Origin of the sequence: Hydrogenophaga sp., assembly GCF_050250835.1 — a bacterium.
Classification (GTDB): Bacteria; Pseudomonadota; Gammaproteobacteria; order Burkholderiales; family Burkholderiaceae_C; genus Hydrogenophaga.
This window is the reverse complement of the sequence record NZ_JBFWNX010000006.1, coordinates 146,710-168,809: the sequence shown is the minus strand read 5'-3', so window position 1 is coordinate 168,809 and position 22,100 is coordinate 146,710. Positions and strand designations below refer to the sequence as shown.

Here is a 22,100-nt window from a genome sequence, read left to right as displayed (position 1 = left end):
CGGAGACGGCACATGACAGCCCCCCCCAAAAAGATGAACTTCAACGACCTGGAGAACTGGCTCAACCAGAATCGGGTGACCGAGGTCGAGTGCCTGGTGCCCGACCTGACCGGCGTGGCGCGCGGCAAGATCCTGCCGCGCGAGAAGTTCACCGAGGACCGGGGCATGCGCCTTCCGCAGGCCATCGTGGCCATGGGGGTGACGGGTGAGTTTCCAGAGAGCGGCCCGTACTACGACGTGATCGAGCCGACCGACCGCGACATGCAATTGCGCCCCGATCCGACCACGGTGCGCATCGTGCCCTGGGCCACCGACCCCACGGCGCAGGTGATCCACGACTGTTTCGACCACGCTGGCAAGCTGGTGCCCTTTGCACCGCGCAGCGTGCTGCGCCACGTGTGCGAGCTGTTCGACGCCGAGGGCCTGGACCCGGTGGTGGCGCCCGAGCTGGAGTTTTACCTGACGGCGCGCAACACCGACCCGAACACGCTGCTCAAGCCTCCCATCGGCCGCAGTGGCCGCGCCGAGACCTCGCGCCAGGCATACAGCATCGACGCGGTCAACGAGTTCGATCCGCTGTTCGAGGAGATCTACGACTACTGCGACAAGATGCAGCTCAACGTGGACACGCTGATCCACGAGGTGGGTGCGGGGCAGATGGAGATCAACTTCTTCCACGCCCACCCGCTGGGTCTGGCCGACGAGGTGTTCTTCTTCAAGCGCACGGTGCGCGAGGCCGCGCTGAGGCACGACATGTACGCCACCTTCATGGCCAAGCCCATCGCGGGCGAGCCAGGCTCGGCCATGCACGTGCACCAGAGCATTCTGGACAAGGCCACCGGCAAGAACATCTTCAGCAACGAGGACGGCACGCCGTCCGAGGCGTTCTTTCACTACATCGGTGGCCTGCAACGCTACATTCCCGCGGCCATGGTGCTGGTGGCGCCCTACGTGAACAGTTACCGCCGCCTCTCGCGCCACACCGCCGCGCCGATCAACATCGAATGGGGTCACGACAACCGCACGGTGGGCATCCGCTCGCCGATCTCCACGCCGCAGGCGCGCCGGGTGGAAAACCGGGTGATCGGCGCCGACGCCAACCCCTACGTGGCCATGGCCATGACGCTGGCCTGCGGTTACCTGGGGCTGAAGAACAAGATCAAGCCCAAGCCCGAGATGAAGGGCGACGCCTACCTGGCGCCCTACTCGCTGCCGCGCAGCCTGGGCGAGGCGCTGGACTGGCTGCGCCGCGAACCCGACCTGCACGAGGTGCTGGGCAAGGAGTTCATCACCATCTACACCGAGATCAAGGAACTGGAGTTCGACGAATTCATGAAGGTGATCTCGCCCTGGGAACGCGAGCATCTTCTTCTGCATGTCTGATCAAGCCATTCCAGGACGAACGCCATGAACACCTCCACCCTCATTGCCCCCCCCGCTCTCGTGCGCCGCGCCGAGCAGCACGACACCAAAGCCATCCAGGCGCTCGACAGCGCGCACTACCTGCACCCGTTCACCGACCATGCCGATCTGGCCACGCGCGGCGCTCGCGTGATCACGCGTGCCGACAACATCTACGTGTGGGATTCCGAAGGCATGCAGATCCTGGATGCCATGAGTGGCCTGTGGTGCGTGAACGCCGGCTACGGACGCAAGGAGCTGGCCGACGCGGCCTACCAGCAGATGATGACGCTGCCCTTCTACAACAGTTTCTTCCAGACCACCAACGTGCCGGCGGTGCAGCTGGCGACCAAGCTGGCGCAGATCGCGCCCGAGGTTGGCGGGAGGAAGTTCGAACACGTGTTCTTCAGCTCCAGTGGCAGCGAGAGCAATGACACCAACGTGCGCATGGTGCGCCGCTACTGGGACCTGCTGGGCCAGCCGCAGCGCAAGGTGATCATCAGCCGTCACAACGCCTACCACGGCAGCACCATGGCTGGTGCCTCACTGGGCGGCATGAGCGGCATGCACGCCCAGGGCGACCTGCCGATTCCCGACATCACGCACATCGAGCAGCCGTACTTCTTCGAACACGCGCAGCCGGGTGAAACACCGGCGGCCTTCGGCCTGCGCGCGGCGCGCTGGCTGGAAGAGAAGATCCTGGCGATCGGTGCTGGTCGCGTGGCAGCCTTCATCGCCGAGCCGGTGCAAGGTGCTGGCGGCGTCATCATTCCGCCCGAAACCTACTGGCCCGAAGTTCAGCGCATCGTCGACAAATACGGCATCCTGCTGATCTGCGACGAAGTGATCTGCGCGTTCGGCCGGCTGGGCCATTGGTTCGCCTATGAGAAATTCGGCATCCGCCCTGATCTGGTGACCTTCGCCAAGGGCGTGACCAGCGGCTACATCCCGCTGGGCGGCGTGATGGTGGGCGACCGCGTGGCCCAGGTGCTGGTGGAAAAAGGCGGCGAGTTCAACCACGGCTACACCTACAGTGGCCACCCGGTGGCCTGCGCGGTGGCGTTGGCCAACATCGAACTCATGGAGCGCGAGAACCTGGTCGGACGCGTGAAGGACGACACCGGCCCCTATCTCGCCGAGCGCTTTGCCGAGCTGGCGGCCCACCCGCTGGTGGGCGCGGCCGAAACCTGCGGCTTTGTGGCGGGCCTGGTGCTGGTGAAGCACAAGGGCAGGCGGGAGATGTTCGACCCTGACCTGGGCGTGGGCATGAAGTGCCGTGCCCACTGCTTCAAAAACGGGCTGATCATGCGCGCCGTGGGCGACCGCATGATCGTTGCGCCGCCGCTGGTGATGACGCGCGCCCAGATCGACGAGATGATGGCGCTGATCCGGCGCTGCCTGGATGCCACCCTGGAAGAATTGCGCGCTGCAGGCCATCTGGCTTGAATAGAATGGCCGGTGCAGCGCTCCGCCGGTCGATTTCCCGTGCCCGGGTGCCCGCATTGGGTCTGAATATTGCTAGGCTTGACCATGCGTTTTCGGACCCGCCGGTTGAGTTCCAACAGTCATTAACCTCCTTGGAGTGAGCAACACCATGAAAAAGCACGTCCTGGTTCTCGCGATGTCAGCCGTCCTGCTGGCCGCCTGTGGCAAGAAAGAAGAGCCTGCGGCCGCACCCGCCGCGCCGGCACCGGTGGCTGCGGCCCCGGCTGCGCCCGCGCCGCCACCCGGCCCGATGCTGGACGACGAGAAGGTTCTCAACATCTACAACTGGCCCGACTACATCACCGAGACCCTGGTCGCCGACTTCGAGAAGGAGTACGGCATCAAGGTCAACTACGACACCTTCGAGAACAACGAGGCGCTGCACGCCAAGCTGGTGGCTGGCAATTCGGGCTATGACATCGTGATCCCCACCGCCGGCTTCGCCAAGAAGCAGATCGACGGTGGTCTGTACCAGCCGATCGACAAGAGCAAGATCCCCAACTACGCGAACCTCGACGCCGATTTCATGGCCAAGATTGCCGGCGTGGACCCGGAGAACAAGCACCTGGTGCCCTGGGCCTGGGGTTTCACCACGGTGGGCATCAACAAGCAGAAGGTTGAAAAGGCGCTGGGTGGCATGCCAATGCCCGAGAACGCGTGGGACCTGGTGTTCAAGCCCGAGTACTCGAGCAAGCTGCGTTCTTGCGGCATTGCCTACCTGGACTCGCCCAGCGAGATCCTGCCGGTGGCGCTTCACTACGTGGGCAAGCCTGCCTACAGCGAGAACCCGGAAGACTTCAAGGCCGCGGGTGAGATGCTGAAGAAGGTGCGCAAGGACGTGCGCCTGTTCTCCAGCACCATGATCGACGACATCGCGGGCGGCAAGGCTTGCGCGTTCATTGGCTGGTCGGGCGACATCAACATCGCTGCAGACCGCGTGAAGGAAACCGGCGGCAAGGACGAGATCGTTCCCCTGCTGCCCACCGGCGGTGGTCTGGTGTTCATCGACACCATGGCCATTCCCAAGGACGCCAAGCATCCGAACAACGCGCACCTGTTCATGGACTTCTACCTGCGCGCCGCCAACGGTGCAGCCATGGCCAACGAGATGAACTACCCCACCGGCAACAAGGCCGCGCTCGCTGACATCAAGGACGAGGTCAAGGGCAACAAGACCATCTTCCTGAGCCCTGAGGACACGGCTCGCCTGATTCCGACCGGCGGCTTCTCCAACGAAGTGTCCAGCGTGGTCAACGAGACCTACAACGCCTTCAAGCGCGGCAAGTAATCGACGCATCCGATACCGATCGGGCGTACCAAGGGCTGTTCTTCCTCCGGGTCGAACAGCCCTTTTGACTGGGCAGGCGAAACAAGAGAAACGGACTTCAACATGGCAGACACATCGGGTTTCCTGGTGACCGAGAAACTGGTCAAACGGTTTGACGAGGCGGTGGCGGTGGACGAGGTCTCGCTGTCCATCGGCAAGGGTGAAATCTTTGCGCTGCTGGGCAGCTCGGGTTGTGGAAAATCCACCCTGCTGCGCATGCTCGCCGGTTTCGAGAAACCCACGTCGGGCCGCATCCTGCTCGGCGGGCAGGACGTGGCGGCCATGCCGCCCTACGAGCGTCCAGTGAACATGATGTTCCAGTCGTACGCGTTGTTTCCCCACCTCAACATCTGGGAAAACGTGGCCTTCGGGCTCAAGCGCGAGGGATTGCCAAAGGCGGAAATCCAGCAGCGCACCGACGAGATGCTGGGTCTGGTGCAGCTCACGCCCTACGCCAAGCGCAAGCCGCACCAGCTTTCGGGCGGGCAGCAGCAGCGCGTGGCGTTGGCGCGCAGCCTGGCCAAGCGGCCCAAGATGCTGTTGCTCGACGAACCCCTGGGCGCGCTGGACAAGAAACTGCGCGAGCAGACTCAGTTCGAACTGGTGAACATCATCGAGAAGGTGGGCGTGACGGTGGTGATGGTCACGCACGACCAGGAAGAGGCCATGACCATGGCCAGCCGCATCGCCATCATGAGCAAGGGGCGCGTGCTGCAGGTGGGCACGCCGGAAGAAATCTACGAGCACCCGACCAACCGCTTCGTGGCCGACTTCATCGGCAATGTGAATCTGTTCGAAGGCAAGCTCAGCGTGGACGAGGCCGACCGTTGCGCAGCCTCCACCGGCATCGGCGAGATCCAGGTGGGCCATGGCGTGAGCGGCACGCTCAACATGCCGGTCGCCATTGCCGTGCGTCCCGAGAAGCTCGAAATCAGCAAGCAACGGCCACCCGCCGATGCCGGGCCCAACGTGTTCACCGGCAAGGTCAAGGAAATCGCGTACTTCGGCTCGTACAACACCTACATCGTGGTGGCCAGCGACGGCTCCAAGGTGAAGATCACCGAGGCCAACACCTCGCGCCACGACCTGTCCGACATCACCTGGGAAGACAACGTGTTCTTCTGGTGGGACGACAGCGCCGGTGTCGTCTTGAGGGATTGACCATGGCCGCACCCATCCCCGTTCCCGGTAAACGCTTCGTCATCGGCGTGCCCTATGTGTGGCTGCTGGTGTTCTTCTTCCTGCCGTTCCTGATCCTGCTCTACATCAGCTTCGTGGACATGGGCGGCGACATCAGCCCGTTCAAGCCGATCTGGGACCCGGTCACCGGCATCCTGAGCCTGAAGTACGAGAACTACCTCTCCATCTTCCGGGTGTCCGAGGGCGAGCCCTGGTTCCGCACGCTCTACATCGACGCCTATGTGCGCTCGATCTGGTACGCGCTGTGCACCGCCATTCTCTGCCTGGCGATCGGCTACCCGTTTGCCTACTTCATCGCGCGCTCCCCGGCCAGCGTGCGCCCGGCGCTGCTGCTCATGGTGATGCTGCCGTTCTGGACCTCGTTCCTGCTGCGTGTCTACGCATGGAAAGGCATCCTGGCCGACCAGGGCGTGCTCAACCGGCTGATGATGACCCTGGGGCTGATCAGCGAGCCCATCCCCATGCTCTACACCAACGTGTCCATGCTGATCGGCATGACCTATGTGTACCTGCCGTTCATGGTGCTGCCGCTCTACGCGAACCTGGTGAAGATGGACTTTCGCCTGCTCGAAGCAGCGTACGACCTGGGCACCACACCGTTCAAGGCGTTCTGGCTGGTGACCGTGCCGCTGTCCAAGGCCGGTATCGTGGCCGGCTTCATGCTGGTGTTCATCCCCTGCGTGGGCGAATTCGTGATTCCTTCCCTGCTGGGTGGGCCGGAGAACCTGATGATCGGGCGCGTGGTGTGGGACGAGATGTTCACCGCCAACGACTGGCCCCGCGCCACCGCGCTCGCGGTGGTGATGATCGCCATCATCGTGATCCCGCTGGCCTTCTACTACCGATACGCGAGTGAACGCAGCGAAGGAGGCAAGGCATGAAACCCTTCCTGGAAAAACACTTCGGCAAGGCGTGGCTGGCGCTGGTGTTCGCCTTCCTGTACCTGCCGCTGCTGTTCATGATCGTGTTCTCGTTCAACAGCACGCGGCAGGACGCCCGCTTCACCGGCTTTTCGCTGCGCTGGTACGAGGCGCTCACGCGCGACACCAAGATCGTTGAAGGCTTCTGGCTCTCGCTCAAGGTGGCGACCATCACTGGCCTGCTCTCGGCCGTCCTGGCCACCTTTGCCGCCTTCGTGCTCGTGCGCTACCGGCGCTTTCTGGGCCGCACCATTTTCAGCGGCATGGTGAACGCGCCGCTGGTGATGCCCGAGGTGATCATCGGCCTGTCGCTGCTGCTGCTCGCGGTGGGCGCGCAGAACCTGTTTGGCTGGCCGCAGCGCGGCATGCTCACCATCATCCTGGGGCACACATTGCTCGGCATGGCCTATGGCATGGTGGTCATCCAGTCGCGCCTGATGGAGATGGACCGCTCCATCGAAGAAGCCGCCATGGATCTCGGCGCAAGGCCGCACCAGGTGTTCTTCCTCATCACGCTGCCCAACATTTTCCAGGCCTTGCTTGCGGCCTTCCTGCTGGCCTTCACGCTGTCGTTCGACGACGTGGTGATTTCCGAATTCCTCTCGGGGCCGGGCGTGAACACGCTGCCGCAGGTGATCTTCGGCTACGCCCGGCGCGGCATCAATCCCACCATCTATGCGGCGGCCACGTTGCTGATCGTGACGGTGACCATCGTGATCGTGAGCTACGCCATCTGGGTGGCGCGGGCGACGCGAAAACGCGAGCGGGAGATTGCGGCGGCTTTGAAAAGTTGACCCCTCCGCGCCGCAGGGGGCAACGCCTGCGGCCCGGCGGAGCCAGTTCCGCGGCGTTCTGGTCCGGTATGCGTCATGCGGAGCGGGCCAGCTTTGGCAAAGTGGACTGGCTACTTTGCTTGTTCTGGGCGTAGCATGAGGTCACTCGTTCATCCCCTCCGTTCGGGCTGAGCCTGTCGAAGCCCCACTCCCGATCATCCTGAGCGTGTCAAAGGGCAGGCTCAAGGCGAACGGGGGTTTATTCACTCGCCACCATGACCACCCTCTCGCCCCAGGCCTCATCCCTCACCTTCGACGGCCGTGCCTTCATCAACGGCGAGCGCGTCGCCGCGCGCGATGGCCAGACATTTGACTGCCTCTCGCCGGTGGACGGCCGGTTGCTCACCGCCGTGGCGCGTTGCGGCGAGGGCGACATCGACGCCGCCGTGACGGCCGCGCGCACCGCCTTTGAAGATGGCCGCTGGAGCGGTATGGCGCCGGCGCAGCGCAAGCGGCTGATGATCAAGTTCGCCGAGCAGCTCCTGGCCCATGCCGACGAGCTGGCCCTGACCGAGACGCTGGACATGGGCAAGCCGGTGAAGTACGCGCGCAGTGTGGACGTGAACAGCGCGGCCAACTGCATTCGCTGGTACGGCGAGGCGGTGGACAAGGTGTACGACGAGATCGCGCCCACGGGTCGCAACGCGCTGGCGCTCATCACGCGGGAGCCGGTGGGTGTGGTGGGCGTGATCGTGCCGTGGAACTACCCCATGATCATGGCGGCGTGGAAGATCGCGCCGGCCCTGGCGGCGGGCAACTCGGTGGTGTTGAAGCCGAGCGAGAAGAGCCCGTTGACCGCGTTGCGCCTGGCCGAGCTGGCGCTGGCCGCCGGCATTCCGCCCGGGGTGTTCAACGTGGTGCCGGGCTATGGCCCCGAGGCGGGCTCGCCGCTGGCGCTGCACATGGACGTGGACTGCATTGCCTTCACTGGCAGCACGCGCGTTGGCAAGCAGATTCACGTGATGGCCGGGCAGAGCAACTTGAAACGTGCCTGGACGGAGCTGGGTGGCAAGTCCCCCAACATCGTGTTCGCCGACTGTCCGGACCTGGACAAGGCGGTGGAGGCGGCGGTGGGCAGCATCTTCTTCAACCAGGGCGAGAGCTGCAACGCGCCCTCGCGCCTGTTTGTGGAGGCGTCGATCAAGGACGCCTTCCTGGACAAGGCGCTGAAGCTGGTGCCGCAGTACCAGCCGGGCAACCCGCTGGAGAAGGGCACGGTGATGGGCGCCATCGTTGACCAGGTGCAGAAGGACAACGTGATGCGCTACATCGGACTGGGCAAGAGCGAAGGCGCGACGCTGCTGGCGGGTGGCGAATCGGCCGAGCCGGTGAAGGGTGGCCACTATGTGCTGCCCACCATCTTCGACGGCGTGACGCCGCAGATGACGATTGCTCGCGAAGAGATCTTCGGCCCGGTGCTGTCGGTGCTGTCGTTCACCGATGCGGCCGACGTGGTGAAGCAGGCCAACCGCAGTGTGTACGGCCTGCAGGCGGCGGTGTGGACGCGCGACATCAACAAGGCGCACGGCGTGGCGCGTGCGCTGCGGGCCGGCACGGTGCACGTGAACCAGTACGACGAAGACGACATCACCGTGCCTTTCGGTGGCTTCAAGCAGAGCGGCGTAGGGCGCGACAAGTCGCTGCACGCGTTCGACAAGTACACCGAAACGAAGACGACCTGGATACGGATTGACAGTCCTGTTTAAGGAGACCGACATGAACGCACCGCAAAAGTCCGAGCACCTCAACGCGCCGCACACCAACGCCGCCTGGCACGCGCGACGGCTCGCCGCCACGCCGCGCGGCGTGGGCGTGATGGGGGATTTCTTCATCGAGCGTGCGAAGAACGCCGAGTTCTGGGACATCGAGGGGCGTCGCTTCATTGACTTTGCCGGCGGCATCGCGGTGCTCAACACCGGCCACGTGCACCCCAAGGTACAGGCCGCCATTGCCGCGCAGCTGGAGCGCTTCACGCACAGCTGTTACCAGGTGGTGCCCTACACCGAATACGTGGCGCTGGCCGAGCGCATCAATGAGCTGGTGCCGATCGACGGGCCGGTGAAAACGGCGTTCTTCTCCACCGGCGCGGAGGCGATCGAAAATGCGATGAAGATCGCACGCAGCAGCACCGGGCGCAGTGGCGTCATCGCCTTCGGTGGCGCGTTCCACGGCCGCAGCATGTTCTCGGTGGCGCTCACCGGCAAGGTGCAGCCGTACAAGGCGGGATTCGGCCCGTTCCCGCCCGAGATCTACCACGTACCGTTTCCCTGCCATTGCAGTTCGCTGGACGACACGAAGCACGCGATGGAGCAGCTCTTCAAGTGCGACATCGAGCCCTCGCGCGTGGCGGCCATCGTGTTTGAACCGGTGCAGGGCGAGGGTGGCTTCAACGTGATCCAGCCGGCGGCTGTGAAGTGGTTGCGTGAGCTGTGCGACCAGCACGGCATGCTGCTGGTGGCCGACGAGGTGCAGACTGGCTTTGCGCGCACCGGGAAGATGTTTGCACTGGAGCACTTCGGCGTGAGCCCCGACCTCATGACCATGGCCAAGAGCATGGCCGGCGGCACCACGCTCTCGGCGGTGAGCGGCAAGGCCGCCATCATGGATGGCCCGGCGCCGGGCGGGCTGGGTGGTACCTACGCTGGCAACCCGCTGGCCATTGCGGCCTCGCACGCGGTGCTGGACGTGATGCTGGAAGAGGGGTTGCCCGAGCGCGCGCAGCGGCTGGGCGACCGGCTCATCGCCCACCTGAACGCCGCCCAGGCCAAGTACCGCCGCATTGGCGATGTGCGCGGCCTGGGTGCCATGGTGGCCTGCGAGTTCAACGACCCGACCACTGGTGCGCCCGATGCGGACGTCACCAAGCGCGTGCAGGCGGCGGCCCTGAAGCGCGGCCTGCTGCTGCTGACCTGCGGCGTGTACGCCAACGTGATCCGCTTCCTGTTCCCGCTGACCATCGAGGACAACGTGTTCGACGAGGCCCTGGCGGTGCTGGACGCGGCCATGGCCGAGGTGCTGGCTTGAGTCGCCTTCCCACGCTGGAGGAGCGCATCGCCACCTTGCGAGCGCAGGGCATCCACTCGGTGCTGGCCACGTTCACCGATCTGCAGGGCGTGCCCAAGGGCAAGCTGGTGCCGCTGTCCGCGCTGGCCAGCGCGGTGGACATCGGCGCCGGATTTTCCGGCCCGAGCATCACGGGCACTGGCCTGCCGCGCATGGGCGCGCGCAGCGAGTACATGGGCCGCGTGCGGCCCGAGAGCCTGCGCCCATTGCCCTTCATGCCAGGGGTGGCGCATGCCGTGTGCGACGGGTTTGCCGGTGATGAGCCGCTGGACACCTGTTCGCGCCAGGTGCTGCAGCGCCAGGTGGCGCGGTTGAAGGCCCGAGGCTGGACGCTGTGGGTCGGCATCGAGCCGGAATTTTTCCTGCTGCGGCGCCAGGCCGCAAACGGCGGGAAGCTCGGCTGGCAGGTGGCCGACGCCGAAGACCGGCTGGCCAAGCCGTCCTACGACCTGTCGGCGATCGGCCGCAACTTCGGTTTCCTGGACGCCATGCGCCAGACGCTGGATGCGCTGGGCTTCGAGCTCCAGCAGATGGACCACGAGGACGCGTGTGGCCAGTACGAGATCAATTACCGGCACGACGACGCCCTGGCTGCTGCCGACCGCTACCAGCTCTTCAAGCTGGCCACGCAGGCGGTGGCCCATCAGCATGGCCTGGTGTTCTCCACCATGCCCAAGCCGCTGGCGCACGCGCCAGGGAGTGGGCTGCATTTCCACCTGAGCCTGGCCGATGAGAAAGGCCATGCCGTGATGGCCGATCCCGCCGGCACGCTGGGCCTGAGCGAGACCGGCCAGCGGTTTGCCGCCGGCCTGCTGCACCACGCCGACGCGCTGACCGCGCTGTGCGCACCCACGGTGAACAGCTACCGGCGCCTGGCCGCGAGCGCGAGCGCCTCGGGCACCACCTGGTCGCCGGTGTGGAAGGCGGTGGGCGACAACAACCGCACCTGCCTTGTGCGCACCGTGGCCGGCCGTCTGGAATGGCGCCTGCCCGATCCCTCGTGCAACGTTTATGCCGCGCTGGCCGCCACGCTGGCTGCTGGCCTGGCAGGTATCGACCAGGCGATGCCGATGCCGGCGCCCTGCGAGGACGACCTGTATGAACGCCACGCGGGCGGCTTGCCGATGCCTGAACGCCTGCCGCGCGACCTGCATGCCGCCCTCGATGCGCTGGAGCAGAACACCGGCCTGCGCGAGGCGGTGGGTGAAGGCTTCTGCGGCCAGTTTCTGCAGATCAAGCGCACCGAGTGGGACGCCTGGAGCCAGCAGATCAGCGACTGGGAAATGGACCGGTACGCCAACGCTGGATAATCGGCCCCGTTGAACCCGCCCAACTCCGCCCTCAAGACCTGGACCAAGACCGCCGATCGACCGCTGCGCAGCCTGCGCAAGTCGATGAGCATCTGGTTGTTCGCCCATTTCGTCGGCGTGCCGGTGCCATGGCATGCGGTGCGCCAGACCGACGGCGTGGCCCTTCTGGCCTATGAGCACGAACGCCTGCGGGCCCTGGCTGCCGCCGGTGAACACGTGCCACCGGTGCTGGCCTTCAACGGTCAGTCGCTGACCACCGGCGACGTGGGCGACACGCTGGACCACCAGTTGCACCGCCTGCCGGAAACCGAATGGCTGGCGTTGATGTGCGCGGCCAGCACCGACCTGGCGGCCTTTCACGCTCGCGGTCATTGGCACGGCGGCGCCCAGATTCGCAACATCACCTGGGACGGCGAGCGATTTGCCCGGCTGGATTTCGAAGAGCGTCTGCAACCCGGCATGGCGCTGGAGACCGTGCAGGTGTATGACATGCTCCAGCTGCTGCTGTCGCTGGCGCGCTACCTGCAGCCGCTGGGGCCGGGCGCGGTGCGAGCGGTGCTGCAGGCCTACGACGAATCGGGGCCGGGTGGGCATGCACTGCGAGCGTTCGTGATCCACCTGCTGCCGCGCCTGCAACGCGTCTCGCGCATTGCCGCATGGTCGAAGCGGCTGGACGGTTCGCGCGAGCTCGTGCGCCTGCGCACCGTGCTCGAGGGCATGGCCGCTTTCGTGGCGCCTGTGTCGTCCCCCTGAGCGGTCTGCCTCGCTGGCCGAAACGCTGGCTGCTCAGCTCCGGTAGCCCGGATCGAGCCGTTCGGCCTTGCGCAGCAGCGCCGGCCACGCCAGCTGGGCGCCCTGGCCGGCGGTGGCGATGCGCATCACGTCGGCCATGCCGGCGAGGATGGACGGGTCCACCTGGGTGAGTTCGCCGCCGCCGGCCTGCGCGTCGATCTGGATGCGGCAGGTGTTCTCCAGCGTGTACATGTGCAGGAAGGCGTCGGCGATGGTGCGGCCCACGGTGAGCATGCCGTGGTTGCGCAGCACGAGGTAGTTGGCGTTGCCCAGGTCGGCTTGCAGGCGCACCTTTTCTTCGGGCCGCAGCGCCACGCCTTCGTAGTCGTGGTACGCGAGCGAGTGCAGCACAAAGGTGCTCTGCTGGCTGATGGGCAGGATGCCGGCCTTCTGGGCGCTCACGCCCACGCCCGCGCGGGTGTGCGTGTGCAGCACGCAGCCCGCCTCGGGCCGCGCCTCATGCACCGCGCTGTGGATCACGAAGCCGGCCGGGTTGACCGGGAAGGGTGACTCGTGCAGCTTGTTGCACGCCATGTCGACCTTGACCAGGCTGCTCGCCGTGATCTCGTCGAACATCAGCCCGTAGGGGTTGATCAGGAAATGGTGCTCGCCACCGGTCACGCTCTCGGGCAGTTTGGCGCTGATGTGGGTGAACACCAGATCGCTCCAGCCGTAGGCGGCCACCAGGCGGTAGCACGCGGCAAGGTCACAGCGCAGCGCCCATTCTTCGGCGCTCACGAGTTCTTTGAGGGAAGGGATGTGCATGGCGTGTCTCCTGGGCCGCATCGACGGCGCGGCCTGTCACGCACTGTATGCCGTCCACACGGCCTCGGGTTGTCGCTGTATCGACAGCGACGCCGGATCAGGGTTTCTTCATCGAGCAGGTGTTGAAGCCCAGCATGGCGTAGGGCGGACACCAGCCGATCAGGCCGGTGAGCAGCGGCACCACACCGATGTAACCCCACAGGCCCACCGTGCCGGTGGCGGCCGCGGCAATGAGCGCCAGGCCGATGAGGATGCGCAGGGTGCGGTCGATGCCGCCTACGTTCTTGGTCATGAGTTTCTCCAGTCGGGTGACACGGGCGCCGGCTCGGCGCGTCTCCATTACGCGCCTCATGGGCCAACCTGTGTTTGATCTGGATCAGCCGGCGCGCTCGCCCTGTTGGTGGGAGAATCGCGGGTTGTCCCGGCACCGTCCGCACGGTGCCTCTCCGAAGCGATCTGCACCATGTTGTACCCCCAGGAATTCGATGTCATCGTCGTCGGCGGTGGCCACGCCGGTACCGAAGCCGCGCTGGCTGCCGCGCGCATGGGCTGCGCCACGCTGCTGCTCACGCACAACATCGAGACGCTGGGCCAGATGAGCTGCAACCCCTCGATCGGCGGCATCGGCAAGGGACACCTGGTGAAAGAGGTGGACGCGCTCGGCGGTGCCATGGCGCTGGCCACCGACGAGGGCGGCATCCAGTTCCGCATCCTCAACAGCTCCAAGGGTCCGGCGGTGCGTGCCACACGCGCCCAGGCCGACCGTGTGCTCTACAAGTCGGCGATTCGGCGCACCCTGGAAAACCAGCCGAACCTGTGGCTTTTCCAGCAAGCGGTGGACGACCTGATGGTCGAGGGTGACCGTGTGACGGGGGCTGTGACGCAAGTGGGCATACGCTTCCGTGGTCGCACGGTGGTGCTGACGGCGGGCACATTCCTGGATGGCAAGATCCATGTGGGCCTGAACAACTACGCGGCAGGCCGGGCGGGCGACCCGCCGGCGGTGTCGCTTTCGGCGCGCCTGAAGGAGCTGAAACTGCCTCAGGGTCGCCTGAAAACCGGCACCCCGCCGCGCCTGGATGGCCGCAGCATCGACTACTCGAAATGCACCGAACAGCCCGGCGACGGTGTGCCCGGGGGCATGAATGCAGACCAGCCGGTGCCGGTGTTCAGCTTCATGGGCAGCACCGCGATGCACCCGCGCCAGGTGCCTTGCTGGATCACGCACACCAACGAGCGCACGCACGACATCATCCGCTCCGGCTTCGACCGCAGCCCCATGTTCACCGGCAAGATCGAGGGCGTGGGCCCGCGCTATTGCCCGAGCGTGGAAGACAAGATCAACCGATTTGCCGACAAGGACAGCCACCAGATCTTCCTGGAACCCGAGGGCCTGACCACCAACGAGGTCTATCCGAACGGCATCTCGACCAGCCTGCCATTTGATATCCAGTACCAGTTGGTGCGCAGCATGGCGGGGCTGGAGAACGCCCACATCCTGCGCCCAGGTTATGCGATCGAATACGACTATTTCGACCCGCGCTCGCTCAAGAACAGCTTTGAGACAAGGCAGATCGCCGGTCTGTTCTTTGCGGGGCAGATCAACGGCACCACGGGCTACGAGGAGGCGGCGGCGCAGGGCCTGTTCGCGGGCATCAACGCCGCGCTGCAGTGCCGGGGGGAGGGTGCCTGGCTGCCGCGCCGCGACGAAGCCTACCTCGGCGTGCTGGTGGACGATCTCGTGACCCAGGGCGTGACGGAGCCCTACCGCATGTTCACCAGCCGAGCCGAGTTCCGTCTGCAACTGCGCGAAGACAATGCCGATATGCGCCTGACCGAAGCCGGGCGGCGCCTGGGGCTGGTGGGGGACGCCCAGTGGAATACCTTCTGCCGCAAGCGCGACGCGGTTTCACGTGAAACCGAGCGTCTGAAAGCCACATGGGTGAACCCGCGCAATCTGCCGGCGGCCGAGAGCGAGCGGGTGCTGGGCAAGGCCATTGAGCACGAGCACAACCTGTTCGACTTGCTGCGACGCCCTGGCGTGAGTCATGGCGATCTGGTCGGCATGGACGGTGGCAGGTACGCATCGTCCGAGGTTTCACGTGAAACACTGGCCGAGCTGCTGGAGCCGGTGGTGGAACAGGTCGAGATCGCCGCCAAATACGCGGGGTACATCGACCGCCAGAAAAACGAAGTGGAGCGTGCGGCCCACTATGAGGGGCTGAAGCTGCCTGCCGACCTGGACTATTTGCAGGTCACCGCCTTGTCTTTCGAGGCGCGGCAGAAACTGGCCAGACACCGCCCGGAAACCCTGGGTCAGGCCTCGCGCATCTCGGGCATCACGCCCGCGAGCATTTCTCTGTTGCTCATCCACCTGAAGAAGGGTGGCTTCAAGGGCTTTGCCACGCTGACGGCGGCCGCCGATTTGTCCGCATGAGTGGATTGCGAGCCACCCTGCAGGCCGGGCTGCAGACGCTTCGACTCGACCTCGATGCCCGCCAGATCGACCTGTTGCTGGAATTTCTGGGCCTGCTTCAGAAATGGAACAAGGTCTACAACCTCACGGCCGTGCGGGACCCCGCCGAGATGATGACGCACCACCTGCTCGACAGCCTGGCCGTGGTCGGGCCGCTGTTGACCCAGGTCGGGAATCGCCCGGTCAAACTGCTCGATGTAGGCTCTGGCGGCGGATTGCCCGGGGTGGTGATCGCCATCGCCTGCCCGCAGATCGACGTGACTTGCGTGGACACCGTCGCCAAAAAGGCGGCGTTCATCCAGCAGGCCGCGGCTACCCTCAGGCTGCCCAATCTGCACGGCCTGCACGCGCGGGTGGAAACGCTCAACGCCTTGTCCGGGCCGGCCTACGACGTGGTGGCGGCGCGGGCCTTTGCCTCGCTGCTGGACTTCACCCGTTGGTCACGCGAGGCGCTGGGGCAGGGGGGCATCTGGATGGCCATGAAGGGAAAACACCCGGGCGACGAGCTCGCAACCCTTTCGACAGAGGGTGGTGCAGTGGACGTGTTTCACGTGGAACCGCTTCAGGTTCCCGGCCTCGCTGCCGAACGCTGCATCGTCTGGATGCGCCCCGGCCCGCCTTCTGTGGCCTGAGCGGCACAGGCGCAGAATGCGCCACTGTCGGGCAAGACCGTTCACGTAAACTCGACCCTCCACTTTCCAGGGGTCTTTCATGTTCGGCATTGCGGATTACGGCGCGTTCGTCGCGGCCATCATCGTGTTTTTGCTCATTCCCGGGCCGGGCAACCTGGCGCTGATCACCTCCACCAGCAAAGGCGGCGTGCGTGGCGGCCTGGCGGCCACTTTGGGCGTGATCGCGGGCGACCAGGTGCTGATGTGGCTGGCCGTGGCGGGCGTGGCCGCCTTGCTGACGGCCTATCCCGCCGCCTTCAGCGCCGTACAGTGGCTGGGCGCGGCCTACCTGGCCTGGCTGGGCTGGAAAATGTTGACCGCCAGGCCCGGCGATGCGCCGGTGCTCAACATCCGCCCCCGCCAGTATTTCCAGCAGGCGGCGCTCATCACGCTGCTCAATCCCAAGGCCATCGTGTTCTACATGGCCTTTTTCCCACTGTTCGTGGACCCCGCCCGCCACCAGGGCCTGGCCACCTTCGGCGCCATGGCCGCCACCGTGGCCGTGCTCACCTTTCTGTATGGCCTCACTGCCGTGCTGCTCACGCATTTCCTGGCCGAGCGCATGCGCGCCAACCCAAAGATCGGCCGGGCGCTGGAGAAACTGGCGGGCGTCTTTCTGATTGGTTTTGGCATCAAGCTGGCCATTTCAAAGTAAGCGATGGCCAAGATTTTCTGCGTGGCAAATCAAAAGGGCGGGGTTGGAAAAACCACCACCACCGTCAACCTCGCCGCCGGCCTGGCCAAGGTGGGTCAGCGGGTTCTGATGGTCGATCTGGATCCGCAGGGCAATGCCACCATGGGCTCGGGCGTCGACAAGCGCAGCATGGCGCTGTCGGTCTACGACGTGCTGCTGGAATCGGCTTCCATCCATGAGGCGGCCGTGTTTTCGGACAAGTGCGGCTACCACGTGCTCGGCGCCAACCGCGAACTGGCGGGTGCCGAGGTCGAGCTGGTGGAGGTGGAGCGGCGTGAAAAGCGCCTGAAGTCGGCCCTGGCGGATGTGGCGGACCAGTTCGATTTCATCCTGATCGACTGCCCGCCGTCCCTGAGCATGCTCACGCTCAATGGCCTGTGCGCGGCGCATGGCGTGATCGTGCCCATGCAATGCGAGTATTTCGCGCTCGAGGGGCTGACCGACCTGGTCAACACCATCAAGCAAGTGCATGCCAACCTCAACCCCGATCTCGCCATCATCGGCCTGCTGCGGGTCATGTTCGATCCCCGCATCACCCTGCAGCAGCAGGTGAGCGAACAGCTCAAATCGCATTTCGGCGACAAGGTGTTCGACACCGTCATTCCGCGCAATGTCCGCCTGGCTGAGGCACCCAGCTACGGCCTTCCGGGCGTGGTGTTCGATCCCTCCGCGCGCGGAAGCCAGGCTTTTGTGGCCTTCGCGCAGGAAATGGTCGAGCGCATTCAGAAGCTTTGAAGCGAACCTGTTTCACGTGAAACCAGACAACGTCCTCATTCTTCCCGGCTGGCAGAACAGCGGCCCCGCGCACTGGCAAAGCCGCTGGGAAACGACCCATGGCTACCGTCGGGTGGACCAGCACGACTGGATGAATCCGAAGCGCGGTGACTGGTCCGCCCGCCTCGAAGACGTGCTGCTGGGCTGTGACGAGCCGGCGGTGCTGGTGGCCCACAGCCTGGGCTGCCTGCTCACTGCGGCCTGGGCTTCGCACTCCAAGAACACTGGCCGGGTGAAAGCCGCTCTGCTGGTGGCGCCGGGTGACGCCGAGCGCGAGGAAATGCGCCCGGTGCTGCCGAGCTGGTCGCCCGTTGCCATGCAGCGCCTGCCTTTTCCCAGCGTGCTGGTGGGCAGCCGCAACGACCCGTATTGCAGCTTCGAGCGCGCACAGGCCTTGGCCTCCGCCTGGGGCTCGCGATTTGTGGACCTCGGCAGCGCCGGCCACATCAATGCCGAATCCGGCCTTGGCGACTGGCCGCAAGGCCACGCGGTGCTGGTCGAACTCATGAACCTCTGAACCCCGAAACAGGACGACCCATGGTCACCAAAAAACCCAAGGGCCTCGGCCGCGGACTCGAAGCCCTGCTGGGCCCCAAAGTGGTGGAAGGTGCAGCCTCCGCCTCTGGCGCGGGTGAGGGCCTGCCATCGAGTCTCAGGCTGGATCAGCTCGTGCCCGGCATGTACCAGCCGCGCACCCGCATGGACGAAGGCGCGCTCTACGAACTGGCCGAAAGCATCAAGGCCCAGGGCGTGATGCAGCCCATCCTGGTTCGCCAGCTGGCCGATGGCCCCAGCGCCGGCAAGTACGAGATCATCGCTGGCGAGCGCCGCTTTCGCGCATCGAAGCTGGCGGGCCTGGACAGTGTGCCGGTGCTGGTCCGCGACGTGCCCAACGAAGCCGCTGCGGCCATGTCGCTGATCGAGAATATCCAGCGCGAGAACCTAAACCCTTTGGAAGAAGCCCACGGCCTACAACGGTTGGTGAAAGAGTTTGGGCTCACTCACGAACAGGCGGCGCAGGCCGTGGGTCGCTCGCGCAGCGCCGCGAGCAACCTGCTGCGCCTGTTGCAGCTGGCCGAACCGGTGCAGACCATGCTGATGGCGGGCGACCTCGACATGGGCCACGCGCGTGCGCTCCTGGCGCTGGACAAGGCCAGCCAGATCACGGCTGGCAACCAGATCGCGGCGAAAAAAATGTCGGTGCGCGAGGCCGAAAGCCTGGTGAAAAAGCTCGGCGCCGAATTCGCGTTGGCGCCTCAGAAGCTCAAGAAGGAGAAGTCGCGTGACATCCGCCGGGTGGAAGAAGAACTGGCCGACCTGCTGACCGCCGAGGTCGAGGTGCGGGTGAAGAAGCGCGTGAAGCGCCATGGGCGCTTCGAGGAAATGGGCGAAATCGCCATCCAGTTCGGCTCGCTCGACGAACTCAATGGCCTGATCGACCGCCTCAGAGGCTCACATTGAAAAGATCTTCCCGGGGTTCATGATGTTCTGCGGGTCGAGCGCGCGTTTGATGGTGCGCATCATGTCCACCGCACCGCTGCCGGCTTCGGTGAGCAGGAAATCCCGCTTGTGCAGGCCCACGCCGTGCTCGCCGGTGCAGGTGCCCTCCAGGCTGAGCGCGCGCGCCACCAGCTTGTGGTTGAGCTCTTCGGCCAGCGTGTGTTCTTCGGGCTTGTCGGGGTCGATCAGGTAGCCGAAGTGGAAGTTGCCGTCGCCCACGTGGCCGACGAGAAAATAGGGCAGGCCGGCGGCGTCGGCTTCGCTCACGGAATCGAGCAGGCAATCGGCCAGGCGGCTGATGGGTACGCAGGTGTCGGTGGAGATGGCGCGGCAGCCGGGCTTGCTCTGGATGGCGGCGAAGTAGGCGTTGTGCCGAGCGGTCCACAGGCGCGTGCGCTCTTCGGGCGTGGTGGCCCATTCGAAGGCGTTGCCGCCGAACTCCGCGGCGATCTCCTGAACCGTCTCGGCCTGTTCCTTCACGCTCGCGGGCGAGCCGTGGAATTCCATGAGCAGCATGTTCTCTTCGCGCAGGCCGAGCTTGCTGTGCGTGTTGACCATGCGCACGGTGTTGTGGTCGATGAGCTCGCAGCGCGCAATCGGCACACCCAGCTGGATCACCTGGATCACGGTGCGCACGGCGGCCTCGATGCTGGGGAATGAACAGGTGGCGGCAGAGATGGCTTCGGGCAGCGGGTAGAGCTTGAGCGTGATCTCGGTGATCACGCCCAGCGTTCCTTCGCTGCCCACCAGGAGGCGCGTGAGGTCGTAGCCGGCACTGCTCTTTTTCGCGCGTGTGCCGGTGCGGATCACCTCGCCGGTGGCTGTGACCACTTCCAGCGCCAACACGTTCTCTCGCATGGTGCCGTAGCGCACCGCGTTCGTGCCCGAGGCGCGCGTGGCCGACATGCCGCCAATGGACGCGTCGGCCCCGGGGTCGATCGGAAAGAACAGGCCTTCACTCTTCACGGCTTCGTTTACCGCTTTGCGCGTCACGCCGGGTTGCACCGTCACGGTGAGGTCCTCGGCGTTGATCGCGAGCACGCCGTTCATGCGGCTCACGTCGATGCTGATGCCACCTTCCACCGCGAGCAGGTGGCCTTCGAGCGAAGAGCCCACGCCAAACGGGATGACTGGCATGCGGTGCTGCGCGGCGATCTTCACCGCATCGGCCACGTCCTTCGTGCTCTGTGCGAACACCACGGCCGCCGGTGGTGGCACCTGGTAGACCGACTCGTCCCGGCCATGCTGTTCGCGCACCACCAGGGCGGTGGAGCACTGCGCGCCAAATCGGGTCTGCAAGGCCTCGATGAACCCGGCGGGAATGGCACGCTGGTGGACATCGGGCACCAGGTGGGCGTGGGCGGTGGGGGCGTTCATGGCGGCAGGTCTCCGGTCGGTCGCTGGTGAGGTCGGCCGGCCAGTTTAAGCCTTGCTGCCGCGCTTGTGCGGCCAGCCCCTGTGCCCAATGGGACTCAGGTACGCGGTCTGCGCGGCAGCAGGCGCGGCGCCTCGTTGAAGCTGGTTTTGGAGGGCGCCGTGGTGTGCGTGGAAGCCTGTCCCGTGATGCGAGAGAGCGTGGCGTTGGGCAGGCTGGCCACTCCGGCCAGCCCCAATGTGCAGGCGGCGATCAGCTGCACGCTGCGGGCCTCGAAGTCGGCAATTCGCTGGCGGGATCGGGACATCGGTGATCTCCTTGAAGTGAACAGGCGCCCATTAGCGCCGGAATCGCCTGCGCAGGCCAGCGCTTTTGCCCGCCGTTGCCTGGGTGACATCCCATCAGCGACATTCACATTTCCCTGCGTGTTGTTACTCGGCGAGAGGACATGGCCCTTGTCGCACAATCGGCGTCTGCATTCCCCTTCACCAGGACTTCCATGGGCAACCGACTCACCCAGATCGCCACCCGCACCGGCGACGCCGGCACCACCGGCCTCGGCGACAACACCCGCGTTTCCAAGAACAGCCTGCGCGTGCATGCCATGGGCGACGTGGACGAACTCAACTCCCACATCGGCGTGCTGCTCTGCGAAGACATGGGCGACGACGTGCGCGCCCTGCTGGTGGAGATCCAGCACCAGCTCTTCAACCTTGGCGGCGAGCTGTCCATCCCCGGCTTCGAATTGCTCAAGCCGCAGGCCGTGATCGCGCTCGACGAGGCGCTGGAAACCTACAACGGGCAGTTGCCCCGTCTGCAGGAATTCATCCTGCCCGCCGGCACTCGCGCGGCCAGCCTGGCTCACGTGTGCCGCACGGTGGCGCGCCGCGCCGAGCGCGCGGTGGTGGCCCTGGGCAGCGAAGAGGCGCTCAAGGAGACGCCGCGCCAGTACCTCAATCGCCTGTCCGACCTGATGTTCGTGCTGGCGCGGGTGCTGAACCGCATGAACGGCGGTGACGACGTCTACTGGAAGAGCGAGCGCATGGCCAGGGCCGAGGCGCCATGAGGCGGCCTGCATGGGTGGGTGGCCTCTTGCTCTTGGCCACGGGCCTGGCTTGCGCGCAAGGCGGCAAGCCGCCCAAGAGCCAGCAGCAGAAGACCGTGGCCCTGAGCTGCGAAGCGGTCTACCTGCCTGCTCGCACCACCTGGACACGCCTCGTCACCATTGACTACGACCAGCAGCGTGTGCGCTCGGTGCAGATCGACGGCGTGCCGGTCTACACCTTCAACGTGCGCGACACGGTGATCCTCACCTCCACCGACAACGAGCGCATCCAGATCGACACCGCCACGCAGGTCTGGACCAGCGACTTTCGTGGCGCCGCCACGTCGCAGGGGCGTTGCGAGCGGCGTTGATCAGCGCGGAGCGAGCACCGCCAAAGTGAGTCTTGAATCATGCCAAGTAGCACGGAAGTCTCGGCATTCGACACCGCTCTAAGGGCGGCGTGGTCGAT

General features: G+C 65.4%; 22 protein-coding genes. 18 read left to right on the top strand and 4 right to left on the bottom strand.

All coding sequences use genetic code 11. The features are described from left to right. The first annotated feature begins 12 nt into the window (after window positions 1–12). The 10 genes from AB7F11_RS10280 (at window position 13) to AB7F11_RS10235 (ending at window position 12,292) form a co-directional block, all read left to right on the top strand. On the top strand, window positions 13–1,383 hold the full coding sequence (locus AB7F11_RS10280; protein ID WP_428290449.1) for a glutamine synthetase family protein: 1,371 nt from the start codon (window positions 13–15) through the stop codon (window positions 1,381–1,383). A 24-nt stretch (window positions 1,384–1,407) separates the two neighbouring features. Next, window positions 1,408–2,847: an aspartate aminotransferase family protein gene (locus AB7F11_RS10275; protein ID WP_428290448.1), complete on the top strand. Its 1,440-nt coding sequence runs from the start codon at window positions 1,408–1,410 to the stop codon at window positions 2,845–2,847. A 148-nt stretch (window positions 2,848–2,995) separates the two neighbouring features. Further along, complete coding sequence (locus tag AB7F11_RS10270; protein ID WP_428290447.1) at window positions 2,996–4,174, top strand: extracellular solute-binding protein; 1,179 nt, start codon at window positions 2,996–2,998, stop codon at window positions 4,172–4,174. A 102-nt stretch (window positions 4,175–4,276) separates the two neighbouring features. Next, window positions 4,277–5,374, top strand: a complete 1,098-nt coding sequence (locus AB7F11_RS10265; protein ID WP_428290446.1) for an ABC transporter ATP-binding protein — start codon at window positions 4,277–4,279, stop codon at window positions 5,372–5,374. A 2-nt stretch (window positions 5,375–5,376) separates the two neighbouring features. After that, window positions 5,377–6,294, top strand: a complete 918-nt coding sequence (locus AB7F11_RS10260; RefSeq protein ID WP_428290445.1) for an ABC transporter permease — start codon at window positions 5,377–5,379, stop codon at window positions 6,292–6,294. Next, window positions 6,291–7,127 carry an ABC transporter permease gene (locus tag AB7F11_RS10255; RefSeq protein ID WP_428290444.1) on the top strand — a complete coding sequence of 279 codons (837 nt, stop codon included), beginning with the start codon at window positions 6,291–6,293 and terminating at the stop codon, window positions 7,125–7,127. Before AB7F11_RS10260 ends, AB7F11_RS10255 begins: the two co-directional genes overlap by 4 nt. A gap of 254 nt (window positions 7,128–7,381) precedes the next feature. Next, the gene (locus AB7F11_RS10250) at window positions 7,382–8,872 is read left to right on the top strand and encodes an aldehyde dehydrogenase (RefSeq protein WP_428290443.1); all 1,491 of its coding nucleotides are present in this window, start codon (window positions 7,382–7,384) and stop codon (window positions 8,870–8,872) included. A 10-nt stretch (window positions 8,873–8,882) separates the two neighbouring features. Further along, on the top strand, window positions 8,883–10,190 hold the full coding sequence (gene gabT / locus AB7F11_RS10245; RefSeq protein WP_428290442.1) for a 4-aminobutyrate--2-oxoglutarate transaminase: 1,308 nt from the start codon (window positions 8,883–8,885) through the stop codon (window positions 10,188–10,190). After that, complete coding sequence (locus AB7F11_RS10240) at window positions 10,187–11,539, top strand: type III glutamate--ammonia ligase (protein WP_428290441.1); 1,353 nt, start codon at window positions 10,187–10,189, stop codon at window positions 11,537–11,539. The genes gabT and AB7F11_RS10240 overlap by 4 nt, the downstream gene beginning before the upstream one ends. Before the next feature lie 9 nt (window positions 11,540–11,548). After that, window positions 11,549–12,292, top strand: coding sequence for a hypothetical protein (locus AB7F11_RS10235; RefSeq protein ID WP_428299972.1), 744 nt, complete (start codon window positions 11,549–11,551; stop codon window positions 12,290–12,292). Window positions 12,293–12,325: 33 nt separating this feature from the next. Here AB7F11_RS10235 and AB7F11_RS10230 read toward each other — a convergent pair whose 3' ends face one another. Then, the gene (locus tag AB7F11_RS10230) at window positions 12,326–13,096 is read right to left on the bottom strand and encodes a class II aldolase/adducin family protein (RefSeq protein WP_428299973.1); all 771 of its coding nucleotides are present in this window, start codon (window positions 13,094–13,096) and stop codon (window positions 12,326–12,328) included. A gap of 97 nt (window positions 13,097–13,193) precedes the next feature. Further along, complete coding sequence (locus AB7F11_RS10225; protein WP_428291110.1) at window positions 13,194–13,388, bottom strand: YgaP family membrane protein; 195 nt, start codon at window positions 13,386–13,388, stop codon at window positions 13,194–13,196. Window positions 13,389–13,559: 171 nt separating this feature from the next. Between AB7F11_RS10225 and mnmG the strand changes: the two genes are divergently transcribed. The 6 genes from mnmG (at window position 13,560) to AB7F11_RS10195 (ending at window position 19,172) form a co-directional block, all read left to right on the top strand. After that, the gene (mnmG, locus tag AB7F11_RS10220) at window positions 13,560–15,533 is read left to right on the top strand and encodes a tRNA uridine-5-carboxymethylaminomethyl(34) synthesis enzyme MnmG (RefSeq protein ID WP_428291109.1); all 1,974 of its coding nucleotides are present in this window, start codon (window positions 13,560–13,562) and stop codon (window positions 15,531–15,533) included. After that, the gene (gene rsmG, locus AB7F11_RS10215) at window positions 15,530–16,204 is read left to right on the top strand and encodes a 16S rRNA (guanine(527)-N(7))-methyltransferase RsmG (protein ID WP_428291108.1); all 675 of its coding nucleotides are present in this window, start codon (window positions 15,530–15,532) and stop codon (window positions 16,202–16,204) included. Before mnmG ends, rsmG begins: the two co-directional genes overlap by 4 nt. Before the next feature lie 79 nt (window positions 16,205–16,283). Continuing rightward, window positions 16,284–16,898 carry a LysE family transporter gene (locus tag AB7F11_RS10210; RefSeq protein WP_428291107.1) on the top strand — a complete coding sequence of 205 codons (615 nt, stop codon included), beginning with the start codon at window positions 16,284–16,286 and terminating at the stop codon, window positions 16,896–16,898. Window positions 16,899–16,901: 3 nt separating this feature from the next. Next, the gene (locus tag AB7F11_RS10205; protein WP_428291106.1) at window positions 16,902–17,672 is read left to right on the top strand and encodes a ParA family protein; all 771 of its coding nucleotides are present in this window, start codon (window positions 16,902–16,904) and stop codon (window positions 17,670–17,672) included. Window positions 17,673–17,688: 16 nt separating this feature from the next. Next, entirely contained in the window at window positions 17,689–18,228 is a 540-nt protein-coding gene (locus AB7F11_RS10200; RefSeq protein WP_428291105.1) for an RBBP9/YdeN family alpha/beta hydrolase, read from the top strand. A 20-nt stretch (window positions 18,229–18,248) separates the two neighbouring features. After that, window positions 18,249–19,172: a ParB/RepB/Spo0J family partition protein gene (locus AB7F11_RS10195; RefSeq protein ID WP_428291104.1), complete on the top strand. Its 924-nt coding sequence runs from the start codon at window positions 18,249–18,251 to the stop codon at window positions 19,170–19,172. Here the strand turns inward: AB7F11_RS10195 and AB7F11_RS10190 are convergent. Then, complete coding sequence (locus tag AB7F11_RS10190) at window positions 19,164–20,588, bottom strand: FAD-binding oxidoreductase (RefSeq protein ID WP_428291103.1); 1,425 nt, start codon at window positions 20,586–20,588, stop codon at window positions 19,164–19,166. The two genes, AB7F11_RS10195 and AB7F11_RS10190, sit on opposite strands and share 9 nt — an antisense overlap. A gap of 95 nt (window positions 20,589–20,683) precedes the next feature. Continuing rightward, entirely contained in the window at window positions 20,684–20,893 is a 210-nt protein-coding gene (locus tag AB7F11_RS10185) for a hypothetical protein (protein ID WP_428291102.1), read from the bottom strand. 192 nt (window positions 20,894–21,085) lie between these two features. Between AB7F11_RS10185 and AB7F11_RS10180 the strand changes: the two genes are divergently transcribed. Both AB7F11_RS10180 and AB7F11_RS10175 read left to right on the top strand, forming a co-directional pair. Beyond that, on the top strand, window positions 21,086–21,652 hold the full coding sequence (locus AB7F11_RS10180) for a cob(I)yrinic acid a,c-diamide adenosyltransferase (protein ID WP_428291101.1): 567 nt from the start codon (window positions 21,086–21,088) through the stop codon (window positions 21,650–21,652). Beyond that, window positions 21,649–22,002: a hypothetical protein gene (locus AB7F11_RS10175; protein WP_428291100.1), complete on the top strand. Its 354-nt coding sequence runs from the start codon at window positions 21,649–21,651 to the stop codon at window positions 22,000–22,002. The genes AB7F11_RS10180 and AB7F11_RS10175 overlap by 4 nt, the downstream gene beginning before the upstream one ends. Window positions 22,003–22,100: the final 98 nt, after the last annotated feature.

Excerpts from the sequence above, each read along its gene's own strand:
- AB7F11_RS10280 (WP_428290449.1), top strand. The coding sequence starts at position 13 with ATGACAGCCCCCCCCAAAAAGATGAACTTCAACGACCTGGAGAACTGG.
- AB7F11_RS10275 (WP_428290448.1), top strand. The coding sequence starts at position 1,408 with ATGAACACCTCCACCCTCATTGCCCCCCCCGCTCTCGTGCGCCGCGCC.
- AB7F11_RS10270 (WP_428290447.1), top strand. The coding sequence starts at position 2,996 with ATGAAAAAGCACGTCCTGGTTCTCGCGATGTCAGCCGTCCTGCTGGCC.
- AB7F11_RS10265 (WP_428290446.1), top strand. The coding sequence starts at position 4,277 with ATGGCAGACACATCGGGTTTCCTGGTGACCGAGAAACTGGTCAAACGG.
- AB7F11_RS10260 (WP_428290445.1), top strand. The coding sequence starts at position 5,377 with ATGGCCGCACCCATCCCCGTTCCCGGTAAACGCTTCGTCATCGGCGTG.
- AB7F11_RS10255 (WP_428290444.1), top strand. The coding sequence starts at position 6,291 with ATGAAACCCTTCCTGGAAAAACACTTCGGCAAGGCGTGGCTGGCGCTG.
- AB7F11_RS10250 (WP_428290443.1), top strand. The coding sequence starts at position 7,382 with ATGACCACCCTCTCGCCCCAGGCCTCATCCCTCACCTTCGACGGCCGT.
- gabT (WP_428290442.1), top strand. The coding sequence starts at position 8,883 with ATGAACGCACCGCAAAAGTCCGAGCACCTCAACGCGCCGCACACCAAC.
- AB7F11_RS10230 (WP_428299973.1), bottom strand. The coding sequence starts at position 13,096 with ATGCACATCCCTTCCCTCAAAGAACTCGTGAGCGCCGAAGAATGGGCG.
- AB7F11_RS10225 (WP_428291110.1), bottom strand. The coding sequence starts at position 13,388 with ATGACCAAGAACGTAGGCGGCATCGACCGCACCCTGCGCATCCTCATC.
- mnmG (WP_428291109.1), top strand. The coding sequence starts at position 13,560 with ATGTTGTACCCCCAGGAATTCGATGTCATCGTCGTCGGCGGTGGCCAC.
- rsmG (WP_428291108.1), top strand. The coding sequence starts at position 15,530 with ATGAGTGGATTGCGAGCCACCCTGCAGGCCGGGCTGCAGACGCTTCGA.
- AB7F11_RS10210 (WP_428291107.1), top strand. The coding sequence starts at position 16,284 with ATGTTCGGCATTGCGGATTACGGCGCGTTCGTCGCGGCCATCATCGTG.
- AB7F11_RS10205 (WP_428291106.1), top strand. The coding sequence starts at position 16,902 with ATGGCCAAGATTTTCTGCGTGGCAAATCAAAAGGGCGGGGTTGGAAAA.
- AB7F11_RS10195 (WP_428291104.1), top strand. The coding sequence starts at position 18,249 with ATGGTCACCAAAAAACCCAAGGGCCTCGGCCGCGGACTCGAAGCCCTG.
- AB7F11_RS10190 (WP_428291103.1), bottom strand. The coding sequence starts at position 20,588 with ATGAACGCCCCCACCGCCCACGCCCACCTGGTGCCCGATGTCCACCAG.
- AB7F11_RS10185 (WP_428291102.1), bottom strand. The coding sequence starts at position 20,893 with ATGTCCCGATCCCGCCAGCGAATTGCCGACTTCGAGGCCCGCAGCGTG.
- AB7F11_RS10180 (WP_428291101.1), top strand. The coding sequence starts at position 21,086 with ATGGGCAACCGACTCACCCAGATCGCCACCCGCACCGGCGACGCCGGC.
- AB7F11_RS10175 (WP_428291100.1), top strand. The coding sequence starts at position 21,649 with ATGAGGCGGCCTGCATGGGTGGGTGGCCTCTTGCTCTTGGCCACGGGC.